Source organism: Acinetobacter nosocomialis, from assembly GCF_041021905.1.
GTDB classification, from domain to species: Bacteria; Pseudomonadota; Gammaproteobacteria; order Pseudomonadales; family Moraxellaceae; genus Acinetobacter; species Acinetobacter nosocomialis.
In genome coordinates this window covers 3,181,475-3,201,920 of record NZ_CP157432.1, presented here as the reverse complement: position 1 = coordinate 3,201,920, position 20,446 = coordinate 3,181,475, and the positions used below count along the sequence as shown (strand labels likewise).

Genomic DNA, 20,446 nt, shown 5'->3' with positions numbered 1-20,446 from the left:
TCAATCCTAGATACATTTTTTAACCCCGTCTTATTCCTACGCTTTGTATAGTGATAAAACAGATTACACGGGGATTAACATGCGACTTTACGATAAGAAAATTATTTTCATTCTTCCTATGGTGGCTGCCATGGCGGCAGTAAGTGGTTGTCAGCCAAAATCTGCAGCTAAAGATGAGCAACCTGCATCTAGTGCTTCAGTAAAAGAACAAAAACAAGCAGAAGTTCCAGTGATTCAGGCAAAAGTAATTCCAGTCAAATTACCAAAATCTAAAGTTTGTCTTGAAGATGGCTGTACTGAATATGATTTTCAGACAGTACAAACCAACCAAAAATGGATTAATGATTATTTTACGAACCGTATAAAAAAAGCAGACCCGAATGCTTTTGCAAACTTGGCTGATAAACCTGTCGAGGTACCAGAAGGGGAGCCGAGCTCAAGTCAAAGTGCAATTTATGTCCGTTATTTGGGACAAAATTATAATCTTGCAACCTTTGCCTTACAGACATACTCATACTCTGCGGGTGCAGCACATGGCATGTCTCATCAAGAATTTGTAAATTTTGATTTATTAAATAAAAAACACATTACTGTTGCGGAACTCCTTAAGCCAGATGTTGAAAAGCAACTCGTTGATGCACTTTTTGATGCGAATACGAACTGGCTTCAAGACCACAATATTAGCCGTGAAAAACTGCAACTAAGTGATAATTACTATTATGGTGCCAATGGGATTGTTTTTGTCTATCCTGTCTATGAGTTAGCTTCTTATGCAGAAGGAATGACTGAATTAATACTGCCATATTCTGAGGCAGCTAAGTTCATTAAACCTGAGTATTTACCGAGTGTGCCAAACTACAACATGTAAAATATGAGGTCTCTTCTTAGAATTGTGTGAAAGCTATTCGATATGAAGATGATCACTATATTTTTTAGTGTTAAGGGCTTACACTATAGCCAGTTTTTTACCCATATTATGATTAATTATGATCGACCCTAAGTTACTCAGAAATAATATTGAAGTCGTTAATGCAGCTTTGGCAAAACGTGGTGTTCAGTTAGACGTTCAAGAATGGGCGTCTTTAGAGACTCGCCGTAAAGACTTGCAATCAAAAACTGAAAAGTTACAGGCAGAGCGAAATGCCGGTGCTAAACAAGTGGGTCAGATTAAAAAATCCGGTGGCGATGCTTCTGAAATCATGGCACGCATGCAGGCGATTGGTGATGAGATTAAAGCAGCTGAAGTTGCTTTATCAGAACTACAAAACGAGATTGAGCAAAAAGCACTTAGCATTCCAAACTTACCGGATGAATCTGTGCCAGCTGGTAAGGATGAGAGTGATAACGTTGAAATCTCAAAATGGGGTACACCTCGTCAGTTCGATTTTGAAATCAAAGATCATACTGATTTAGGCGAGTGGATGGGTGGACTAGAGTTTGAGACTGCGACCAAACTCACTGGTTCACGTTTCAGCGTATTGAAGGGGCCTTTAGCGCGTCTACAACGTGCTTTAACTCAGTTTATGCTTGATACCCATACTCTAAAGAATGGCTATACTGAAGCATACGTGCCTTATTTGGTTAATGCTGACTCACTTCGTGGGACAGGACAATTACCAAAATTTGAAGAAGATTTATTTAAACTTCAAGGTGAAAAAGAATACTACCTTATTCCTACAGCTGAAGTTCCAGTCACTAACTTTGTTCGTGATGAAATTATTGACGCAGACCGTTTACCATTAAAATATGCAGCGCATACACCATGTTTCCGTAGTGAAGCTGGTTCTTATGGCCGTGATACACGTGGTTTAATCCGTCAGCACCAATTTGATAAAGTTGAAATGGTGCAAATCGTTAAACCAGAAACGTCTATGCAGGCCCTTGAAGAACTTACTGCACATGCTGAGGGCATTTTGCAGGCACTTGGTTTGCCATACCGCAAAATTTTGCTCTGTGGTGGTGATATGGGCTTTGGTGCGATGAAAACTTACGATTTAGAAGTATGGGTTCCAAGCCAAAATACATATCGTGAGATTTCAAGCTGCTCTAATATGGGTGATTTCCAAGCGCGTCGTATGAAAGCACGCTTCCGTATGGATCAGAAGAAGACTGAATTAGTGCATACGCTAAATGGTTCAGGTCTTGCAGTAGGACGTACTTTGCTTGCAGTAATGGAAAATTACCAACGTGAAGACGGCTCAATCGAGATTCCAGAAGTATTACGCCCATATATGGGTGGTGCAACTTTTATTGACTAAACTTTGCATCTAAATTGTGCACGTTTTTTGCTTAAACATAATCAGATGATTGATGTAGAGGTTTAAGGTGGATATTTTTCCAATCTCTTTGAAGTTGCAGCAGCAACGTTGTCTGATTGTGGGCGGAGGGCATATTGCTTTACGCAAGGCAACCTTATTAGCTAAGGCGGGGGCAATAATAGATATTGTTGCTCCTGAAATTGAAGAGCAGCTTCTGCAATTAGTAACAGCAACAAGCGGTCAGCATTTTGCTGAAGTTTTCTCTGAGAAGTTTTTAAGTACACCCTATCGTTTAGTCATTGCTGCGACTAACGATCCGCAAGTCAATAAAACAGTCTTTGAGCAATGTGAAGTACGTAATTTACTTGTAAACAGTGTTGACGATATTCCACATTGCCGCTTTATGGTTCCTGCGATTATTGACCGTTCACCTTTAGTGATTTCGGTTGCTTCAAATGGGACGTCTCCTGTTTTATCTCGTCAAATCCGTACACAGTTAGAGACATCCATTCCGCATGGAATGGGGAAGTTAGCGGAATTTTCTGGAAAATGGCGAAATCAGGTTAAAGAAAAAATTTCTAATCCTGATGAACGCCGTATTTTTTGGGAAAACTTGTATGCAAGTCCCTTAAAAGAGCAGGTTTTTAACGATAATCGTGATGTTGCAGATAGCATGCTTGAACAAGCATTGCTGGAGTGGAAAGCACCTAAAGGTGAAGTTTATTTGGTGGGTGCAGGTCCAGGTGATCCTGAACTGCTTACCTTAAAAGCTTTGCGTTTAATGCAACAAGCTGATGTAGTTATTTATGATCGTTTGGTATCTCAACCCATTTTAGAATTATGCCGTCGAGACTCGACAAAAATATATGTTGGTAAAGCTCGCTCAAATCATTCTGTTCCTCAAGACGGGATCAATGCTTTACTCGTTGAATATGCTCAACAAGGAAAGCGTGTTTGTCGTTTAAAAGGCGGTGATCCGTTTATTTTTGGGCGTGGTGGCGAAGAGATCCAAGAATTGTTCCAAGCTGGTGTACCATTTCAGGTGGTTCCGGGCATTACGGCAGCGTCAGGCTGTTCAGCTTATGCTGGTATTCCGCTCACTCATCGTGACTATGCTCAGAGTGTACGTTTTCTAACTGGTCATTTAAAAGAAGGTTCTCCTGAGCTTCCTTGGAATGAGCTGGTATATGAGAACCAGACTTTAGTTCTTTATATGGGCTTAGTGGGCTTGGAACGTATTTGTGAGCAACTGATTGCACACGGACAGCGTCCAGATATGCCAGTCGCATTAATTTCAAAGGGTACAACCCCTGAACAAAAGGTTGTGGTGGGGTCACTTGCTGATATTGCATCTAAAGTGACAGAACATCAAATTCATGCGCCGACTCTCACAATTATTGGTGAGGTCGTACGTTTGCGCGAACAGTTACAGTGGAATTAGTAGGCCAATTACTATCTACAAAAGAGATGTAACTATTGCCTAAGCTAACCAACAAGTAATTTAAGTGAGTAATTAAGTGATTCATGTTGTTCTATACGAGCCTGAAATCCCTGCAAACACAGGGAATATTATTCGACTATGCGCGAATACAGGGGCTCAATTGCATTTGGTTAAGCCTTTAGGTTTTGAGCTTGATGATAAAAAGCTTAAACGTGCGGGGCTTGATTATCATGAATGGGCAAGAATGCAGATTTGGGACAATATTGAAGCATGCCTCGCAGACTTAAAGTCAAAAGGTGTTGAGCATGTCTTTCCTCTAACGACGAAGGGTTCTGCAACTCCGCATACAGTTGATTTGAATCGACCTGTGGCTTTACTGATGGGGCCAGAAACACGCGGCTTGCCTGAGCATGTTCGCTTGATGTTCCCTCAAGAGCAGTGGATTCGGTTACCCATGGCTGAAAACTCTAGAAGTTTGAATTTGTCTAATGCAACTGCAGTGATTGTTTACGAAGCATGGCGTCAGCAAGGTTTTAAAAATTTAGGTTAGTTTCCTAAATACAAAAAATGAGGCCCTAGGTGGCCTTATTTTTTTGATCTAATTTTAATTTAAGCTTGTTCTAGTATTTTTTCGTCATACATGATTTGTGCTGCTAAAACTTGTTCGATGTTTGTTTCAGCCCATTCTTTTAACTGGAATGCCATTGAAGCGACATTTTGGCCTAAGGGTGTAAGTGAATAGTCAACACGAATAGGTGAAGTGTCTTGAATCTTTCGTTCGATAAAGCCATCTCTTTCTAGCATTTTTAACTTTTGTGACAAGACTTTAGGTGAAATACCTTGAATGTTCTTTTTGAGTAAATTGAAATGCTGAGTTTCTTCCTCAAGAATATTTAAGATGAGTAAAACCCACTTATCTGCAATTTTTTCAAAAAATAAACGAGCAGGGCAATGTTGTTGAAAAATATTATATTTTAGACATTCACTCATACCATTTACCTACTTATTTCTAAAAAAATATACTAGTTACCATATGGTAACTAATTGACACCTAGTTTCTAAAATATATCATAAAACAGAATTTAATAAAACACAGGTTCCTCCCATGTCTAATTCTAATATTGCGGTTGTATATTTCTCTGGTTATGGCCACACGAAAGTAGTTGCTGAAACTTTTGCTAATGAAATTAATGCTCAACTTATCCAGATTGATCAGGAAGGTAATATTACTGAGCAAGATTGGGAAACATTAAACAATGCAAAAGGTATTGTTTTCGGTGCTCCGACTTACATGGGTACAGCACCATGGCAGTTTAAAAAATTTGCTGATGCAACTTCAAAAGTTTGGTTTACACGTGGTTGGGAAGATAAAGTATTTGCAGGCTTTACCAACAGTGCAAGTCTAAATGGTGATAAGCAAGTTACGCTTATCCAATTACAAACTTTAGCATCACAACACGGTGGTATTTGGGTGAGCTTGGGTCTGTTACCAGCAAATACTAAAAATGCAAAACGTGAAGATGTTAATAACCTAGGTGGTTCGGTAGGTTTGCTTGTTCAGTCGCCATCAGACGCAAGTGTAGATGAGATTCCAACAGGGGATTTGGAAACAGCAAAACTTTATGCAAAACGCGTACAAGGTATTGTAAATAAAATATTTGGATAATAAGTCCATAAAAAAGGCGCTTTAAGCGCCTTTTTTATTATTCATGCTCGTTGTGTTGAGGAGCATTGTATTTAAAGCCTTTGGTTTTGTAAGCAAGATAACCTACACCAACCACTGCCCAAGCCAAGCCGATTTGTAAAGCAAGCTTGTCGATCTCCAACCACATTAGGAACACGCTGGCAAAGCCAAGCGTTGGTACGATAATGTAATTAATAATATCTTTAATAGATTTGTTTTTACCATCTCTAAGCGCATAACGCGAAATTACAGAGAAGTTCACAAAACTAAAAGCAGTTAAGGCCCCGAAACTAATTAAGTTAACAATATGTTCAAGGTCTAAAAAGCCAGCAGACAATGCAACTACACCAACGATAAGAATGTTGTAAGTTGGTGTATGTAGTCTTGGGCTAATATGACCAAATAACTTTTTATTGATAACCCCATCACGACCCATTACATACATTAAGCGAGATACACCAGCATGTGCTGAAATACCCGATGCCATAACTGCAACTACAGCAAAATATAAAACTAACGTTTTAAAGGCAATACTGCCAATTGCTGCAACCATCACAGGTTGTGATTCATCTAATGGCTTAAAATAAGTATTTGGGTTACTTGGAAAATATAACTGGATAAAGTAAGTACTTATAATAAAGATGACACCAGCAAGTAATGCTGTTGAGAAAATCGCTTTTGGCAGCGTTCTTTCAGCATCCTTTGTTTCTTCGGCAAGTGAAGATAAAGCATCAAAACCTGTAAAAGAAAAACACAGTACTGTTGCACCACCAATCAAAGCACTAATAGAAGTCATATCATTCCAAAAAGGAGTGAGTGACCATAGCTCTGATTTATCTGGATTCAGCGTGCCATCAGCATATACCCCTTGAGTAAGCAAGGTATATACTTGATAAACAAAGTAAAAGATAACACCAAGTTGAATAACTACAATTGTACTGTTAAAACGAGCAACGAAACGTGCGCCGAATAAGTTAATCACAGTCATTAATGCAGTTAAGCCAATAACCCATAACCAATTATTTACTTCCGGAAACAATGCTCTTAAATAAATATCGGCCAAAATGATATTGACGAGTGGTGAAAGTAAATAGTCTAGCCAAGATGACCAACCCACCATAAAACCAACATTAGGGTGAATTGACTTTTGGGCGTAGGTATATGCCGATCCTGAAGAAGGATAGCGTTTGATCATGTGTCCATAACTGATCGACGTCAATAAAATTGCAACTAAGGCAAAAATATAAGAAGTAGGTACATGACCACCACTTCGTTCTGATACTAAACCAAAAGTATCAAATAAAGTTAATGGCTGAATATAAGCTAAACCAATAATAATAATGTGCCATAGCACAAGATTCTTTTGAAGTTTAGCTGTTGGTTTAGTCCCAGATAAGTTTGTCAACGGCGTTATCCTCATAATCGTTGATCAAGGATCAGCTTGGTGTTAAGGATCGTTTGAGACGAACGATCCCCCCTACATAAAAGATAAAGTGCGCCAATCTATCCTAAATTGATGCAAATTGTCAGTACTTTCGTGGAATTTTTAGCAAATTTTTTGCCATATTTCCAAATAAAATGATGAATAAAAATTCATAGATATAAAAAAGGTCTGATTTATTATAAAAATCAGACCTTTAAGTTTTTACTTGAGCTAGCTAAAACTTAAATTACCAAGCTTTTTGTAAGATCTCACGTATATCTTTTAAGCTTGCTTCTTTAGGGTTAAAAATAATAGAGCCATCATTTAGTGCTTTTTCTGCAACTTCATCAAGCTGTGCTTCAGTAACCTTGCCAGTTTCGCGCAAAGTACGTGGTAATTTAGTTAAACTAAATAAGCGATCACGCATTGCTAAAATTGTTGCAATTGCTCTATCTGCTCGTTGATTGGCAGGAGTCTGGGCATAGATGTCAGCACCTGCAAGTGGTAATAGTAACTCACTAATTTTCTGCCCATTAACTTGTTTGTTATATTCAAGCACATAAGGTAGGAATAAATTCATACATAGGCCATGAGGGAGGTGAGCAACTGCACCTAAAGCATGACCTAACGAATGTACAAGTCCTACCATTGAGTTAGAAAAAGCAATACCAGCCATAGTCGATGCTTGTGCTAGCTCTAAACGCCCTTGTGAGTCATTTGGGTTTTCCAAGACATTGAATAGATTTTCACTAATCTTTTTGATACCTGCACTTGCATAGGCATCACTGAGTGGATTTGCTGCCAAGCATGTATAGGCCTCAACACAATGGGTTAACGCATCCATACCTGTCATTGCTGTTAGGTGGGGAGGTAAAGTTAATGTCATGCGCGGATCTAAAATAGCTGCGTGTGGCATGAGATACGCAGAAGTAAATGCTAATTTGACATTTCTTTGTGTATCCGAAACTACGGCCACCATAGTTACTTCCGAACCTGTACCTGATGTAGTTGGAATAACAAAAAATGGTTTTAGGGGTTTTGGTAAGTTATGTGCGCCTGAATATTGAAGAAGGTCATCTCCACCTTCTGAAACTAAAATATTAGTTGCTTTAGAGGTATCAATAACAGAGCCTCCACCCACAGCAATAATCGCGTCACATTTATTGGTGCGATAAGCTTCTGCTGCAAGGCGAACGACTTCAAGACTTGAATCAGGTGGAACATCGTCAAAGATATAAGCGATAACAGCATCAGTTGTGCTAAATGCAGCTTCAATAGGATTTAATAAGCCATTTGCACGTACACCTTTATCGGTAATGATAAGAGGACGTTTTGCACCCAAGGTCGCGAGTTCAAACGGAATATGTTCTAATGCAGCATTACCGGCAATAACTTTTACAGGACAAAAGAATTCGTAATATGGTTTAGCCATGTTATGCGCTCCGCTTGAAGTAAGACTTAGCTACTTTTAAATAAATATTTGCAGCTTCGTTGAATTTTTCTTTTAGGGTAAGTTCGGTTGGATATTGCTTGACTGCTAATGAGGCAACCAATTTAGGTAAGATAAGAATTTCCAACTTATTTAAGCAGCGAACAAAACGGATTCCTGCGGATACATCTCCATCGGCAATCATTCGATCATTTGCATATGCTTGCGCTGTACTTTCCTGAAAAGTAAAAACCAAAAAAGCATGGCTTACATGCTTAAATGTAATGGTTAAATCAGGTTTTTTTTCCGCTCTTTTTAGCAGCTCTAATTGTTTATCTTCTGTCACTCGGGCAAAAAATGCTGGTCCATTTGGGAAGACATTCATTGAAAGTACAAAGTGAACAGGAAATTTGGACACTTCCTCTTGTATTTCACTATCTACTTGACTCGCCATGACTAAGCCACGACCAACAACATCCATCATGAGCTTAACATAGGCAAGTTGCAGAGTGGGCTTTACAGCTTTTGTCGAAATCACTTGCTATCCCTTCTTAAAATTATGCAAAAGCAAATTTAGAGTAATTACTCTAATCTATTTTTATTCCATCTCAAAATCATTTATTCAATTTTGACTTCAGGGTCATTAAAGAACCCAGAGGCCTTAATATACTCAATAAAGTCCTGACAAAGTTGCTCAAATGATGGATATGGAGTCACTAAATCTTGTATGCGAACCATTTCTAAACCTGCATAACCACAAGGGTTAATAGTTTGAAAACCAGTTAGAGCACAGTCCAAGTTTAGGGCTAAACCGTGATAACTACGACCACGACGAATTTTGAAACCTAAGGAACCAATTTTTCTATCATTTACATATACGCCTGGAGCATCAGGTTTTGCATATGCTTCAATATTATATTTCTTTAAAACATCAATCATAAATTGTTCAGCAAAACTAACCAATGTACGTACATTCCACTTTAGCCGATTAAGATCAAACATAAAGTAAGCAACCAGTTGGCCTGGTCCATGCCATGTCACTTGCCCACCACGGTCAGTTTGAACGACAGGAATATTCGATGGAATTAGAATATGCTCTGGTTTTCCAGCCTGTCCTTGAGTAAGGACTTCGTGATGCTGGAGCAACCACAGCTCGTCTGCTGTGTTTTCATCACGTTGATTGGTCAGGTTCTTCATCAATTCGAATTTGCTTTGATAATCTTGTAAATCGTTCCACTGACGAATAATCAAAGTGGGTTTATCAAGGCTCATTAAACATTTTCCTGTGCGATGTACTAAACAGAAGGGCAGTCTCACAATATTAAGTTATGAGAATATGCTCTTGATGAGTTTAAAGTATTTTGCTTAAACGATTCTAAATATTTGTGATTATTTATAATAAGGTTGTTATAAATAAAAATGCCATGACATTAAAGTTGTCATGGCATCTTAAAATTAAAGTGCAGTTCTTATTTGCGGACAAGCAGCCAAGTCTGCATACAAAGCATGAACTTGTTCCAATTCATCAAAGCGTAATTGTGCGGTTAATGAATGGTATTTGCCTGTACGAGATTCTTGTACTTTTAACGTTGATTGGTCAAAGTCAGGAAAATGTTTTACTAGAATATCAACTACAGCTATACGTAATTCTTCACCCGCATCGCCAATGAGTTTAATTGGATAGTCCATTGGAAATACCCAAAGGTCTTCACGGAGTTCGCGAGATGGAGTGCGGTCTAACATAAGTAACCTCATCATGTGAAACGCCTGCATCATCGCAGGCGTTTGTAGCTCTTTCTATTAAATTGGGACTAGTGTCGAAATTTCAAGATTTCAAAACTTAGTCATTCTCTAAGAAAGAACGCAAGTGTTCAGAACGAGAAGGGTGACGTAATTTACGTAATGCTTTCGCCTCGATTTGACGAATACGTTCACGTGTTACATCAAACTGTTTACCCACTTCTTCTAAAGTATGATCGGTTGGCATATCGATACCAAAACGCATTTTTAATACTTTAGCTTCACGTTCAGTTAAATTTTCTAGAACTTCACGAGTCGCTTCTTTTAAGCCTTCTGAAGTCGCAGCATCAATTGGAGAAGTGATGTTCTGGTCTTCAATAAAGTCCCCAAGATGCGAATCTTCATCATCACCGATTGGAGTTTCCATTGAAATTGGTTCTTTAGCAATTTTAAGAACCTTACGAACTTTGACCTCATCCATTTCTAAACGTTCACCTAACTCTTCTGGAGTAGGTTCACGGCCCATTTCTTGTAACAATTGACGAGAGACACGGTTAATCTTGTTAATCGTTTCAATCATATGTACAGGAATACGAATTGTACGTGCTTGGTCTGCAATAGAACGGGTAATTGCCTGACGAATCCACCAAGTTGCATAAGTCGAGAATTTATAACCACGACGGTATTCAAACTTATCTACGGCTTTCATCAAACCAATGTTCCCTTCTTGAATCAAGTCAAGGAACTGTAAACCACGGTTGGTGTATTTTTTCGCAATCGAAATTACCAAACGAAGGTTAGCTTCTACCATTTCTTTTTTCGCACGACGTGCTTTGGCTTCACCAATCGCCATACGTTTAGAAATATCTTTAATTTCAGCAACGCTTAAATTAAGTTCTTTCTCAATATCTGCAATTTTTTGCTGGAATGCTAAGACATCTGGACGAACTTTTTCTAAATGAACCTTGATTTCTGCAGGAGCTTTAGCAATTTGTTCATCTAACCAAGCTGGATTAGATTCGTGTTTAGGGAAAGATGTACGGAATTGAGTACGATCCATACGGCCACGACGCACTGCATAACGCATAATTTCACGTTCGTTGGCACGGATTTGCTCGTGAGTTCCGCGAATCATTTCTGAAATGATGTCAAATAAACGTGGAGTAAATTTAAACATCATGAATACGGTTGCTAAAGACTCAAGAGCTTCATTTGCTTCAGGGCTATTACGGCCATGTTTTTCAATCACAGCTTTAGTTTGAGCCCATGCAGCTTCTAATTCAGCAAAACGAACTTTTGCAACTTCAGGGTCTGGGCCTGAATCACCTTCAGAGTCGTCATCACCTTCAGACTCTTCTTCTTCATCGTCATCATCAAGCTTAACTTCTTTCGTTGACTTTGTAGATGATTCGTCTTCTTCCTCAAGCTCTTCAACTTCTTCTAAAACTTCAGGAATATCTTCATCAGTTTCAGGGTCTAAATAACCAGATAAAATATCGGCAAGACGGCGTTCGCCAGTTAAAAAATCATTATATTCTTTTAATACAACCTCAACAGCATTTGGCCAGTAAGCGATTGAGTTTAGGACATCACGAATCCCTTCTTCAATGCGTTTAGCAATGCTGATTTCACCTTCACGGGTTAATAGTTCTACTGTACCCATTTCACGCATGTACATACGTACAGGGTCTGTCGTACGTCCAGGCTCATTTTCAACAGATGCAAGTACGGCAGCAGCTTCTTCTTCAGCAACTTCATCAGTTGCGTCAGCTGACTCGCCGAACATGGTATCGTCAGATTCAGGTGCACGCTCGTGTACAGGAATACCAACGTCTTGAAGCATCTGGATGATGTCTTCAATCTGTTCGCTTTCAGTAATCGAGTCCGGCAGATGATCGTTAACCTCAGCGTAAGTTAAGTAACCTTGTTCTTTGCCTCGGCTAATCAGAGCCGCTACTTGAGAAGTAGGGGAATGCATATCGCTCATCTTTGCTTACTCTTTGTTGAATCTGTGGCAGTGAAAAACCGTGCATGATAGCACAATTTGCTTGAAATGTTTCGGCTTTGATCGGTGACCGTTAAATAAAAAATATCTTTGAATTCACGACTATTTTTTGAATATTGGGCTAAAATCATTTTTTTCAAGTTTAAATCATAGAAAAATTTGTAGAAATCTTCGATTATCAAAAGACTGTGCTGTTTTATAAATACACAATTTTTTGGGCGAAAAAAAGTACAAATGAGCAATTAAATGAAAAAAATATAAATAAAACTTGACAAGGAAAAGTAAGACAGATAAATAGCGGCTAGACCCATTCACATTTTTTCATTATGAGGTAGTTTTAGTGTCTTCTACAGATTTTGAACTAGATGATAACTACGGCGATGATGATGATGTCGGTTTTGATGAGTCATCAGGCAAAATCAGTGCAAAAGAATCGTTGGAAAAACGTAGATTAATTGATGATCTATTGGCACAGCGCCGTTTAGAGCGTGAGTTAAAAGATTTCGATTATGATTTAGACGATGATGATCTTGATGATGAAGACTAATCAAAACTAAATAGGGCATCGTCGGCTTAAGTGCTATGCTATCGTCAATTTCTTTTTAAAGTCAGGTAACACAATGAGTGCATTAGATTTAGACCAGTTAAGTGAATATCTAGATGGAGACCACAATGAGTATGGTCTAGACTTTGCTGCAACTCATGGTTTTTTGTGTGCAATTGCAGTAGGCCCTCAGTTTGACCGCTGGTTAGATGAATTATTCGAAGGTAACCAGAAAAAGGTTCCGGCAGAAATTATTCAGCAAATCAAGGTTTGGCTAGAGTCGATTCGTCAAGATTTAGCAAATGAAAATGGGATTGAATTTCCATTTGAAGTTGAAGAAGCTGATGTTGAATCAAGCCTAGGCGATTGGAGTGTAGGGTTTGTTGATGCAATGTTCTTAAATGAAGAGGCATGGTTTGCTCCTGAGTATGAAGAACAATTGGTTGATTTGACTTTACCGATCATGGTTTTTAGTGGAATTGATGAAGAAGATCCACAAATGGAGTCTTTCCGTCGCAATGGACAGTTAATGGATGAACTGGCAGAAGAAATTCCAGATAATTTGAATGAATTATATTTGATGTACCATACTCCAAATTAATTTATTAGAAGAAATAATAAATAACGTCCTTTCTAGGGCGTTTTTTATTATTAGCACTTATTTAGAAGAAACAAAAAAGGCATTTAGAAAACTAAATGCCTTTTGTAGTTACTTTTTAATTTTATAGGCGTTTACGCTTAGCAGCAGCAATTTGTGACTGGCGCATACGGAAACCAGCTTTTTGTTTCTCTGTTGTTTTATCGATGCAATATACGCAAGAAACACCATGTTCATAGCTTGGTAGCGCTGATTCTTCAGGAGTTAAAGGCCAGCCACAAGCATGACATTTAATGTTTGCGCCTTCTTCGACACCATGAGTTACCGCAGTACGTCCGTCAAATACGAAACATTCACCTTCCCAAAGACTTTCATCAGCTGGTGTTTCTTCTAAATATTTGAGAATACCGCCTTTTAGGTGATAAACCTCTTTAAATCCTTTTTGAAGAAGTAAAGAAGTTGATTTTTCACAACGAATACCACCAGTACAGAACATCGCAATTTTTTTGTCTTTATGCTGTTCTAATTCTTTTTTAACGTACTCAGGAAATTCGCGGAATGTTTCTGTTTTAGGGTCAATTGCACCTTTGAAAGTACCGGCTTTGTATTCATAGTCATTACGTGTGTCGATTAAGATGACATCATCGCGTGCAATAAGCTCATTCCATTCTTTAGGATCAAGATAGTGACCAACTAAATCACGAGGTTTTACTTCTACGCCTAAAGTCACAATTTCTTTTTTAAGCTTAATTTTCATTTTACGGAAAGGTTTGTCAGAACTATGGGATTCTTTATATTCCATAGCATTGAAGCCTTCATTTAATAAAAATTGATGAATTGTATCAATTGCCTCACGGTCTCCTGCAACCGTACCATTAATTCCTTCACCTGCTACAATCAGAGTTCCGCAAAGGTTAATTGTTTTCACTAAGTCTAAAAGACGTTGTTGAAGATCGGCCGGATCTTGAACTTCTTTAAATTGATATAGTGCTGCAACAACCCAACCCGCGGTCGCTTGCTGTTCTACAGGTGCAAGCTGTTCTACAGTAGCGTTCATGGAATACTCCAAATGTATTAAGATAGAAATTTAAGGCGCGTATTTTAGCGCGAAAATTTGTAATAAGCGAGAAAACCATAAAAAGTATATGGTTTATTTAAGGAGTTTGTTTTGAGTAATGATCATCGAACGCTCTCTCTCACCCCATGTGCAGGGCGTTGTTCAACAGTTTTTGGTGATCAAGTATGTCGTGGTTGTCGCCGTTTTAACCATGAAGTAATTCAATGGAATACTTATACAGTAGAGCAGCGTTTAGCTGTCTGGAAGCGCTTAGATGATCAATTAGACCAAATTTTGGTGCCTATGTTGCCACAGGCAAATATCCAGCATGTGGAAGGGTTTATATTAAGTAAGCGTGTTCGGTTAATGGAAGGGGCGAGTAAAGGGCGTAAACTCTACCATGCCTTAAAAATATGTGAAAAGAATAAGCATTTAGCTCCTGAGAGTGGTTTAGGGATTTCAGAAGCACAAGTTAAAGACATATGGACTGAGTTTGAAAGGCGTATTTTAGCTTTAGCTAAAGCAAGTTATGAGTTGGCTTGGTTAAGAGCGGATGGTATTAGTCATCACTTGTTAAATATGTTTGAAGAAGAGTAACTTTTAAAAAAACTTATTTATAAAAAAAGCTGCCATAAGGCAGCTTTTTTACATTAATGTTCTTTCGAATATTAACGCTTGATGTCACGTTGCACTTCACCAGTGTAAAGTTGACGTGGACGACCAATTTTGTAAGGACCGCTGTGCATTTCTAACCAGTGGCTGATCCAACCAACTGTACGTGCAAGAGCGAAGATAACAGTAAACATTTCTGTTGGGATACCAATCGCTTTAAGGATGATACCAGAGTAGAAGTCTACGTTAGGGTAAAGTTTACGTTCAACAAAGTACGGGTCGTTCAATGCAATACGTTCAAGTTCCATAGCAAGCGCTAATTGAGGATCGTTGATACCTAATGCTTCAAGAACTTCGTCACAAGTTTGCTTCATTACTTTAGCACGTGGGTCGAAGTTTTTGTAAACGCGGTGACCGAAGCCCATAAGTTTAACTTCTTTGCGTTTAACTTTTTCCATGAACTCAGCAACATTTTCAACGCTACCGATTTCATCAAGCATTTTAAGAACTGCTTCGTTCGCGCCACCGTGTGCAGGTCCCCAAAGAGCAGAGATACCAGCAGAGATACACGCATATGGATTCGCACCAGTAGAACCGGCAAGACGAACTGTAGACGTAGAAGCGTTTTGTTCGTGGTCAGCATGAAGCGTGAAAATACGATCCATTGCGCGCGCAAGAACAGGGTTTACTTTGTAGTCACGGTCTGCAGGAGTTGCAAACATCATGTGTAAGAAGTTTTCCGCGTAATTTAAGTCGTTACGTGGATAGATGAATGGCTGACCTACAGTATATTTGTAGCTCCAAGCAGCAAGCGTTGGAATTTTAGCAATCAAACGAATCGCAGTAATTTCGCGGTGGTTGATGTCTTCAATGTCAAGGTTGTTGTGATAGAACGCAGATAATGCGCCAACTACACCAACCATGATTGCCATAGGGTGTGCGTCACGACGGAAACCATTGAAGAAACGGCTAACTTGATCGTGAACCATAGTGTGAGCACGAACTTTCGCATCGAACTCAACTTTTTGTTCAGCAGTTGGTAACTCACCATTTAATAATAAATAACAAGTTTCAAGGTAGTCTGCTTGAGTCGCTAACTGGTCAATCGGGTAACCGCGGTGTAATAAAATACCTTTGTCACCATCGATAAATGTGATTTTAGACTCGCATGAAGCTGTCGCCATAAAACCAGGATCAAAAGTAAAGTGACCTGAGGCCAATACATCTTTAACGTCGATTACATCGGGACCTAATGTGCCACTGTAAATTGGTAATTCAATTTCTTTGCCATCAAGATGTAATACGGCTTTTTTGCCAGTTGCTTCAGACATTCAATAGATCTCCTGTCCTGGTGAATGATTATCTGACTCGAAATCCTAATTTTCTCATGTGCGAATCAGACGGTGTCAAAATTTGCTATAAGATTAGTGAGTACTGAAATTTTGTCAATTATACTTATGGATAAAAAATGACGTTCCCACAGAGAGTTAGTCATCAAGACCCGAGCAAAAAAGTCAGTAAAATCACTGCATCGGGATGGTATCATAAGTCAATTCAAGAAGAACGTGCAGAAAAAAAATGAAGCGTGAGTACAATTGTAAGCAAATTTTTAAATTAGAATTAAGAATTAGACATGGTTATAAAATGCCAATCCGCTTAAAAAAATCATAAAACTCAGTCTGTAATTTTAAATTGCGATTCAAAAATTGCCTAATTATCACTATTTGATAATTCTAAAAGTTGTACTTTTTTTAAGTTTAATTGTTTAAAAAATAGCTTGTTGAACATCCTTAAAAATTTAAAACTCTTTTTTTGTAAAAATACTACTCACTGTTAAGAGTCAAGTAGCTCTTTATTACATTTAAGGTAAATGATGATATTGGATATTTTTAAAATAAAAATGATTAAAATTAGTATGTAACGGTAAATTTGGTTTATGATTTTGATTAGGCTTGATGAATTATTAACTTTATCTTTAGTCTAAAACTCACTTATTTTAGATAAAGCAGTAGAAAAGATATTTTTTATAAAAGATGTTGTTAAACAAGCATATGTTTTGTTTAGTCTTAAATTTTGGATAGGGAAGACTACTGTTTGGCTATGTGAATGATTCTTATTTAATGAGTTTTTGCGGAAAAGGCAAAGTGGATTGTTTGTATTTTGATATTTCGCGTTTTATAATTCAGTGTCGTTTATAGGTTAGGCATGAGCTGTGCTTGCCTAACAATGCCAGCTTTCCTTGGAATTAATTCAACAAACTCCGGTCGGAGTTTCTACCTACAGGATGCCCGCTGTGAAAAGCAACAGACCTGTCAATTTGTCCATGGGTCAGGTGTTAGCGGTAAATTTACGCTCACCCGTGGCTATTGCATCAATTTTACACCGTTTATCAGGTGTCATCGTTTTCTTATTAGTACCAGTTCTCTTATGGATTCTAGATAAATCATTATCTTCACCAGAAGGATTTGACTACGTTAAAAATGTCGTTTTCGGAAATATCCTTGTACGTTTTATCGTTTGGGTATTTGTAGCCGGCTTAATTTTCCACTTTATTGCTGGGGTTAAGCATTTGCTTGCAGATCTAGGTTTTGCTGAAGAACTGCAAAGCGGTCGTATTGCAGCGACAATTTCATTGATCTTATCTGTGGTAGCCATTATCGCAGCCTTTGTATGGATTATGTTCTAATGAAAAGTGCTACAGGTTTAACAGGTTCAGGTTCTCGTGATTGGTTTATCCAGCGTGTAAGTGCTGTGGTATTGGCAGCTTATACTGTTGTTCTTTTTGGTTGGATTCTCTGCAAAGGCGGATTTGACTATCAACAATGGGCTGGCTTCATGATGACATTACCAATGAAGATTTTCTCTTTATTGGCAATTTTGTCGCTTATCGCACACGCATGGATTGGTATGTGGCAAGTTTTCACTGACTATGTCACTACTCGTCAAATGGGTCCTTCAGCGAAAGGTTTACGCCTTGTACTGACTACGGCTGTCATTATTGCAGTGTTTGTGTACGCAATCTGGGGTATCCAGATTTTCTGGGCGAATTGATAGGAAGATATCATGGGCGCGATAAACCCTAAAGAAGATTATTCAAATATTCAAAACCTCACTTTCGATGCAGTTATCGTTGGTGGTGGTGGTTCTGGTATGCGTGCATCTTACCAACTTGCTCAAGCAGGTTTGAAAGTTGCTGTACTTACTAAAGTTTTCCCAACACGTTCACATACAGTTGCTGCTCAGGGCGGTATCGGTGCGTCGTTAGGTAACATGCAAGAAGATAACTGGCATTTCCACTTTTACGATACGGTAAAAGGTTCTGACTGGTTAGGTGACCAAGACGCAATTGAATTTATGTGTCGTGAAGCACCAAAAGTTGTGTATGAACTTGAACATATGGGTATGCCGTTTGACCGTAACGCTGATGGTACAATTTACCAACGTCCGTTCGGTGGTCACTCTGCGAACTATGGTGATAAACCAGTTCCACGTGCTTGTGCTGCTGCTGACCGTACTGGTCACGCATTATTGCACACGCTTTATCAAAGCAACGTGAAAATGGGTACTCAATTCTTCGTTGAATGGATCGCTCTTGATTTGATCCGTAACGAAGCAGGTGATGTGCTTGGTGTGACTGCAATTGACCAAGAAACTGGTAATATTGCCGTATTCCAAGCAAAAGCAACATTGTTTGCAACTGGTGGTGCTGGTCGTGTTTACCGTGCATCAACAAATGCTTATATCAACACTGGTGACGGTCTTGGTATGGCTGCTCGTGCTGGCATTCCATTACAAGATATGGAATTCTGGCAATTCCACCCTACGGGTGTTGCGGGCGCAGGTGTATTGTTAACTGAAGGTTGTCGTGGTGAAGGTGCGATCCTTCGTAACAAAGACGGCGAACCGTTCATGGAACGTTATGCACCGACTTTAAAAGACTTGGCTCCACGTGACTTCGTATCACGCTCTATGGACCAGGAAATTAAAGAAGGTCGTGGTTGTGGTCCAAAAGGTGATTATATCTTACTTGATATGACTCACTTAGGTGCTGACACAATCATGAAGCGTTTACCATCTGTATTTGAGATCGGTAAAAAATTCGCAAACGTAGACATTACTAAAGAACCAATTCCAGTAGTGCCAACAATCCATTATCAAATGGGTGGTATTCCTACGAATATGCATGGTCAGGTGTGCTTACCAGAACCTGGTACAGACAACTACACTAAACCTGTAAAAGGTTTCTATGCAATTGGTGAATGTTCTTGCGTATCAGTACATGGTGCAAACCGTTTAGGTACTAACTCACTTCTTGACTTGGTTGTATTTGGTAAAGCTGCTGGTGAGCACATTATCGACTACGTAACTAAGCATCATGGTGATGAATATGCACCGCTTCCAACAAACGTATTAGAGCAAACTTTAAATCGCGTACGTAAGTTGGATGAATCAACTTCTGGTGAAAATGCACAAGAAGTTGCTGATGCAATTCGTGATATCGTTCAAGACCACGCTGGTGTGTTCCGTACTCAAGCATTGCTTGATAAAGGTGTTAAAGAGATTCTTGCTCTTGAACCGCGTGTGCGTAACATTCACTTGAAAGATAAATCTAAAGTATTTAACACTGCACGTGTTGAAGCGCTTGAAGTTGAAAACTTATATGAAGTTGCAAAAGCTACATTAATTTCAGCTGCTGCGCGTAAAGAATGTCGTGGTGCGCATACGGTAGTTGACTATGAATTACCAGCTGATCACCCAACTTATTCATACGGTCGCCGTGATGATGAGTGGATGAAACATACTTTATGGTATTCATCAGATAACCGTTTGGAATATAAGCCAGTGCGCTTCAAGCCGTTAACTGTTGATCCAATTCCACCAGCACCACGTACATTCTAATCGGGAGTATAAAGATGAGTAGAGGTACTCGTACATTCGAAATCTACCGCTATGATCCTGATAAGGATAAAGCGCCGTACATGCAAACTTTCAAACTTGAATTGACTGATAAGCACCGTATGTTGCTTGATGCATTGCTTGCTTTGAAAGTTCAAGATGAAACGTTAACATTCCGTCGCTCTTGCCGTGAAGGTATTTGTGGTTCTGATGGTGTGAACATCAATGGTAAGAATGGTTTAGCTTGCTTGCAAAACCTTAATGACTTACCAGAGAAAATTGTAATTCGTCCATTGCCAGGTTTGCCGGTTGTTAAAGATTTGGTTGTTGATATGAACCAATTCTATGATCAATATGACAAAATTCAGCCATTCTTGATCAATAATCAGCCAGCTCCACCTAAAGAGCGTTTACAGTCTCCGGAAGAGCGTGAACACTTAAATGGTTTGTATGAGTGTATTCTTTGCGCATGTTGTTCAACTTCATGCCCATCATTCTGGTGGAACCCTGATAAATTCTTGGGTCCTTCAGCATTGTTGAATGCATACCGTTTTATTATTGATTCTCGTGATACTGCGACTGCAGATCGTTTGGCTCGTCTTGACGATCCATTCAGTTTGTTCCGCTGTAAAGGTATCATGAACTGTGTGTCAGTATGTCCTAAAGGTTTGAATCCAACAAAAGCTATCGGTCACATCCGTAATATGTTGTTAGATCAAGCGGGTTAATTCTGCACAAATAGAGAACGCACATCCTTGA

The 20,446-nt window shown here is 38.9% G+C and carries 21 protein-coding genes; 12 read left to right on the top strand and 9 right to left on the bottom strand.

Annotation, left to right across the window (positions count from 1 at the left end):
- Positions 1-79: 79 nt before the first annotated feature.
- From ABLC00_RS14850 to ABLC00_RS14835, 4 genes are all read left to right on the top strand, one after another.
- The gene (locus ABLC00_RS14850; RefSeq protein ID WP_004885474.1) at positions 80-868 is read left to right on the top strand and encodes an RsiV family protein; all 789 of its coding nucleotides are present in this window, start codon (positions 80-82) and stop codon (positions 866-868) included.
- Positions 869-986: 118 nt separating this feature from the next.
- A complete protein-coding gene (gene serS, locus ABLC00_RS14845; protein ID WP_004712237.1) occupies positions 987-2,258 on the top strand; it encodes a serine--tRNA ligase in 1,272 nt (423 codons plus the stop codon).
- 67 nt (positions 2,259-2,325) lie between these two features.
- Positions 2,326-3,699 (top strand): siroheme synthase CysG, encoded by a 1,374-nt coding sequence (cysG, locus tag ABLC00_RS14840; RefSeq protein ID WP_004885476.1) that lies wholly within the window; start codon positions 2,326-2,328, stop codon positions 3,697-3,699.
- Positions 3,700-3,775: 76 nt separating this feature from the next.
- Complete coding sequence (locus ABLC00_RS14835; RefSeq protein WP_002051239.1) at positions 3,776-4,249, top strand: tRNA (cytidine(34)-2'-O)-methyltransferase; 474 nt, start codon at positions 3,776-3,778, stop codon at positions 4,247-4,249.
- Between the two features lie 59 nt (positions 4,250-4,308).
- On the opposite strand, the gene ABLC00_RS14830 is transcribed toward ABLC00_RS14835, so the two are convergent.
- The gene (locus tag ABLC00_RS14830) at positions 4,309-4,689 is read right to left on the bottom strand and encodes a helix-turn-helix domain-containing protein (RefSeq protein ID WP_002051473.1); all 381 of its coding nucleotides are present in this window, start codon (positions 4,687-4,689) and stop codon (positions 4,309-4,311) included.
- A 115-nt stretch (positions 4,690-4,804) separates the two neighbouring features.
- On the opposite strand from ABLC00_RS14830, the gene ABLC00_RS14825 reads away from it, so the two are divergent.
- Positions 4,805-5,365: a flavodoxin family protein gene (locus ABLC00_RS14825; RefSeq protein WP_002051305.1), complete on the top strand. Its 561-nt coding sequence runs from the start codon at positions 4,805-4,807 to the stop codon at positions 5,363-5,365.
- A gap of 37 nt (positions 5,366-5,402) precedes the next feature.
- Here ABLC00_RS14825 and ABLC00_RS14820 read toward each other — a convergent pair whose 3' ends face one another.
- From ABLC00_RS14820 to rpoD, 6 genes are all read right to left on the bottom strand, one after another.
- Positions 5,403-6,788, bottom strand: a complete 1,386-nt coding sequence (locus ABLC00_RS14820; protein ID WP_009501482.1) for an APC family permease — start codon at positions 6,786-6,788, stop codon at positions 5,403-5,405.
- 265 nt (positions 6,789-7,053) lie between these two features.
- Positions 7,054-8,238, bottom strand: coding sequence for an iron-containing alcohol dehydrogenase (locus ABLC00_RS14815; RefSeq protein ID WP_004712246.1), 1,185 nt, complete (start codon positions 8,236-8,238; stop codon positions 7,054-7,056).
- Between the two features lies 1 nt (position 8,239).
- Positions 8,240-8,773, bottom strand: coding sequence for a hypothetical protein (locus ABLC00_RS14810; protein ID WP_004712248.1), 534 nt, complete (start codon positions 8,771-8,773; stop codon positions 8,240-8,242).
- An 80-nt stretch (positions 8,774-8,853) separates the two neighbouring features.
- Positions 8,854-9,507: a lipoyl(octanoyl) transferase LipB gene (gene lipB, locus ABLC00_RS14805; protein WP_006580402.1), complete on the bottom strand. Its 654-nt coding sequence runs from the start codon at positions 9,505-9,507 to the stop codon at positions 8,854-8,856.
- Between the two features lie 183 nt (positions 9,508-9,690).
- Positions 9,691-9,978, bottom strand: coding sequence for a YbeD family protein (locus ABLC00_RS14800; protein ID WP_002051390.1), 288 nt, complete (start codon positions 9,976-9,978; stop codon positions 9,691-9,693).
- Between the two features lie 97 nt (positions 9,979-10,075).
- The gene (gene rpoD / locus ABLC00_RS14795) at positions 10,076-11,962 is read right to left on the bottom strand and encodes an RNA polymerase sigma factor RpoD (protein ID WP_004885483.1); all 1,887 of its coding nucleotides are present in this window, start codon (positions 11,960-11,962) and stop codon (positions 10,076-10,078) included.
- Between the two features lie 358 nt (positions 11,963-12,320).
- On the opposite strand from rpoD, the gene ABLC00_RS14790 reads away from it, so the two are divergent.
- Positions 12,321-12,527, top strand: coding sequence for a PA3496 family putative envelope integrity protein (locus ABLC00_RS14790; RefSeq protein WP_000099358.1), 207 nt, complete (start codon positions 12,321-12,323; stop codon positions 12,525-12,527).
- A 73-nt stretch (positions 12,528-12,600) separates the two neighbouring features.
- Positions 12,601-13,125 carry a YecA family protein gene (locus tag ABLC00_RS14785; RefSeq protein WP_001274941.1) on the top strand — a complete coding sequence of 175 codons (525 nt, stop codon included), beginning with the start codon at positions 12,601-12,603 and terminating at the stop codon, positions 13,123-13,125.
- 121 nt (positions 13,126-13,246) lie between these two features.
- Here ABLC00_RS14785 and ABLC00_RS14780 read toward each other — a convergent pair whose 3' ends face one another.
- Positions 13,247-14,179, bottom strand: a complete 933-nt coding sequence (locus ABLC00_RS14780) for a rhodanese-related sulfurtransferase (RefSeq protein ID WP_006581826.1) — start codon at positions 14,177-14,179, stop codon at positions 13,247-13,249.
- A gap of 111 nt (positions 14,180-14,290) precedes the next feature.
- Here ABLC00_RS14780 and ABLC00_RS14775 point away from each other — a divergent pair, with 111 nt between their 5' ends.
- Positions 14,291-14,776, top strand: a complete 486-nt coding sequence (locus tag ABLC00_RS14775) for a DUF1289 domain-containing protein (RefSeq protein ID WP_004885487.1) — start codon at positions 14,291-14,293, stop codon at positions 14,774-14,776.
- 71 nt (positions 14,777-14,847) lie between these two features.
- Here the strand turns inward: ABLC00_RS14775 and gltA are convergent, their stop codons facing one another.
- On the bottom strand, positions 14,848-16,122 hold the full coding sequence (gene gltA, locus ABLC00_RS14770; protein WP_001287579.1) for a citrate synthase: 1,275 nt from the start codon (positions 16,120-16,122) through the stop codon (positions 14,848-14,850).
- 953 nt (positions 16,123-17,075) lie between these two features.
- Between gltA and sdhC the strand changes: the two genes are divergently transcribed.
- From sdhC to ABLC00_RS14750, 4 genes are read left to right on the top strand one after another with little or no spacing between them, the layout of a single operon-like run.
- Positions 17,076-17,477 carry a succinate dehydrogenase, cytochrome b556 subunit gene (sdhC, locus tag ABLC00_RS14765; RefSeq protein ID WP_006580405.1) on the top strand — a complete coding sequence of 134 codons (402 nt, stop codon included), beginning with the start codon at positions 17,076-17,078 and terminating at the stop codon, positions 17,475-17,477.
- Complete coding sequence (gene sdhD / locus ABLC00_RS14760) at positions 17,477-17,842, top strand: succinate dehydrogenase, hydrophobic membrane anchor protein (protein WP_000833672.1); 366 nt, start codon at positions 17,477-17,479, stop codon at positions 17,840-17,842. Before sdhC ends, sdhD begins: the two co-directional genes overlap by 1 nt.
- Positions 17,843-17,854: 12 nt before the next feature.
- Positions 17,855-19,690: a succinate dehydrogenase flavoprotein subunit gene (gene sdhA / locus ABLC00_RS14755; protein WP_002051114.1), complete on the top strand. Its 1,836-nt coding sequence runs from the start codon at positions 17,855-17,857 to the stop codon at positions 19,688-19,690.
- Between the two features lie 14 nt (positions 19,691-19,704).
- Entirely contained in the window at positions 19,705-20,415 is a 711-nt protein-coding gene (locus ABLC00_RS14750; protein ID WP_002051353.1) for a succinate dehydrogenase iron-sulfur subunit, read from the top strand.
- Positions 20,416-20,446 lie beyond the last annotated feature (31 nt).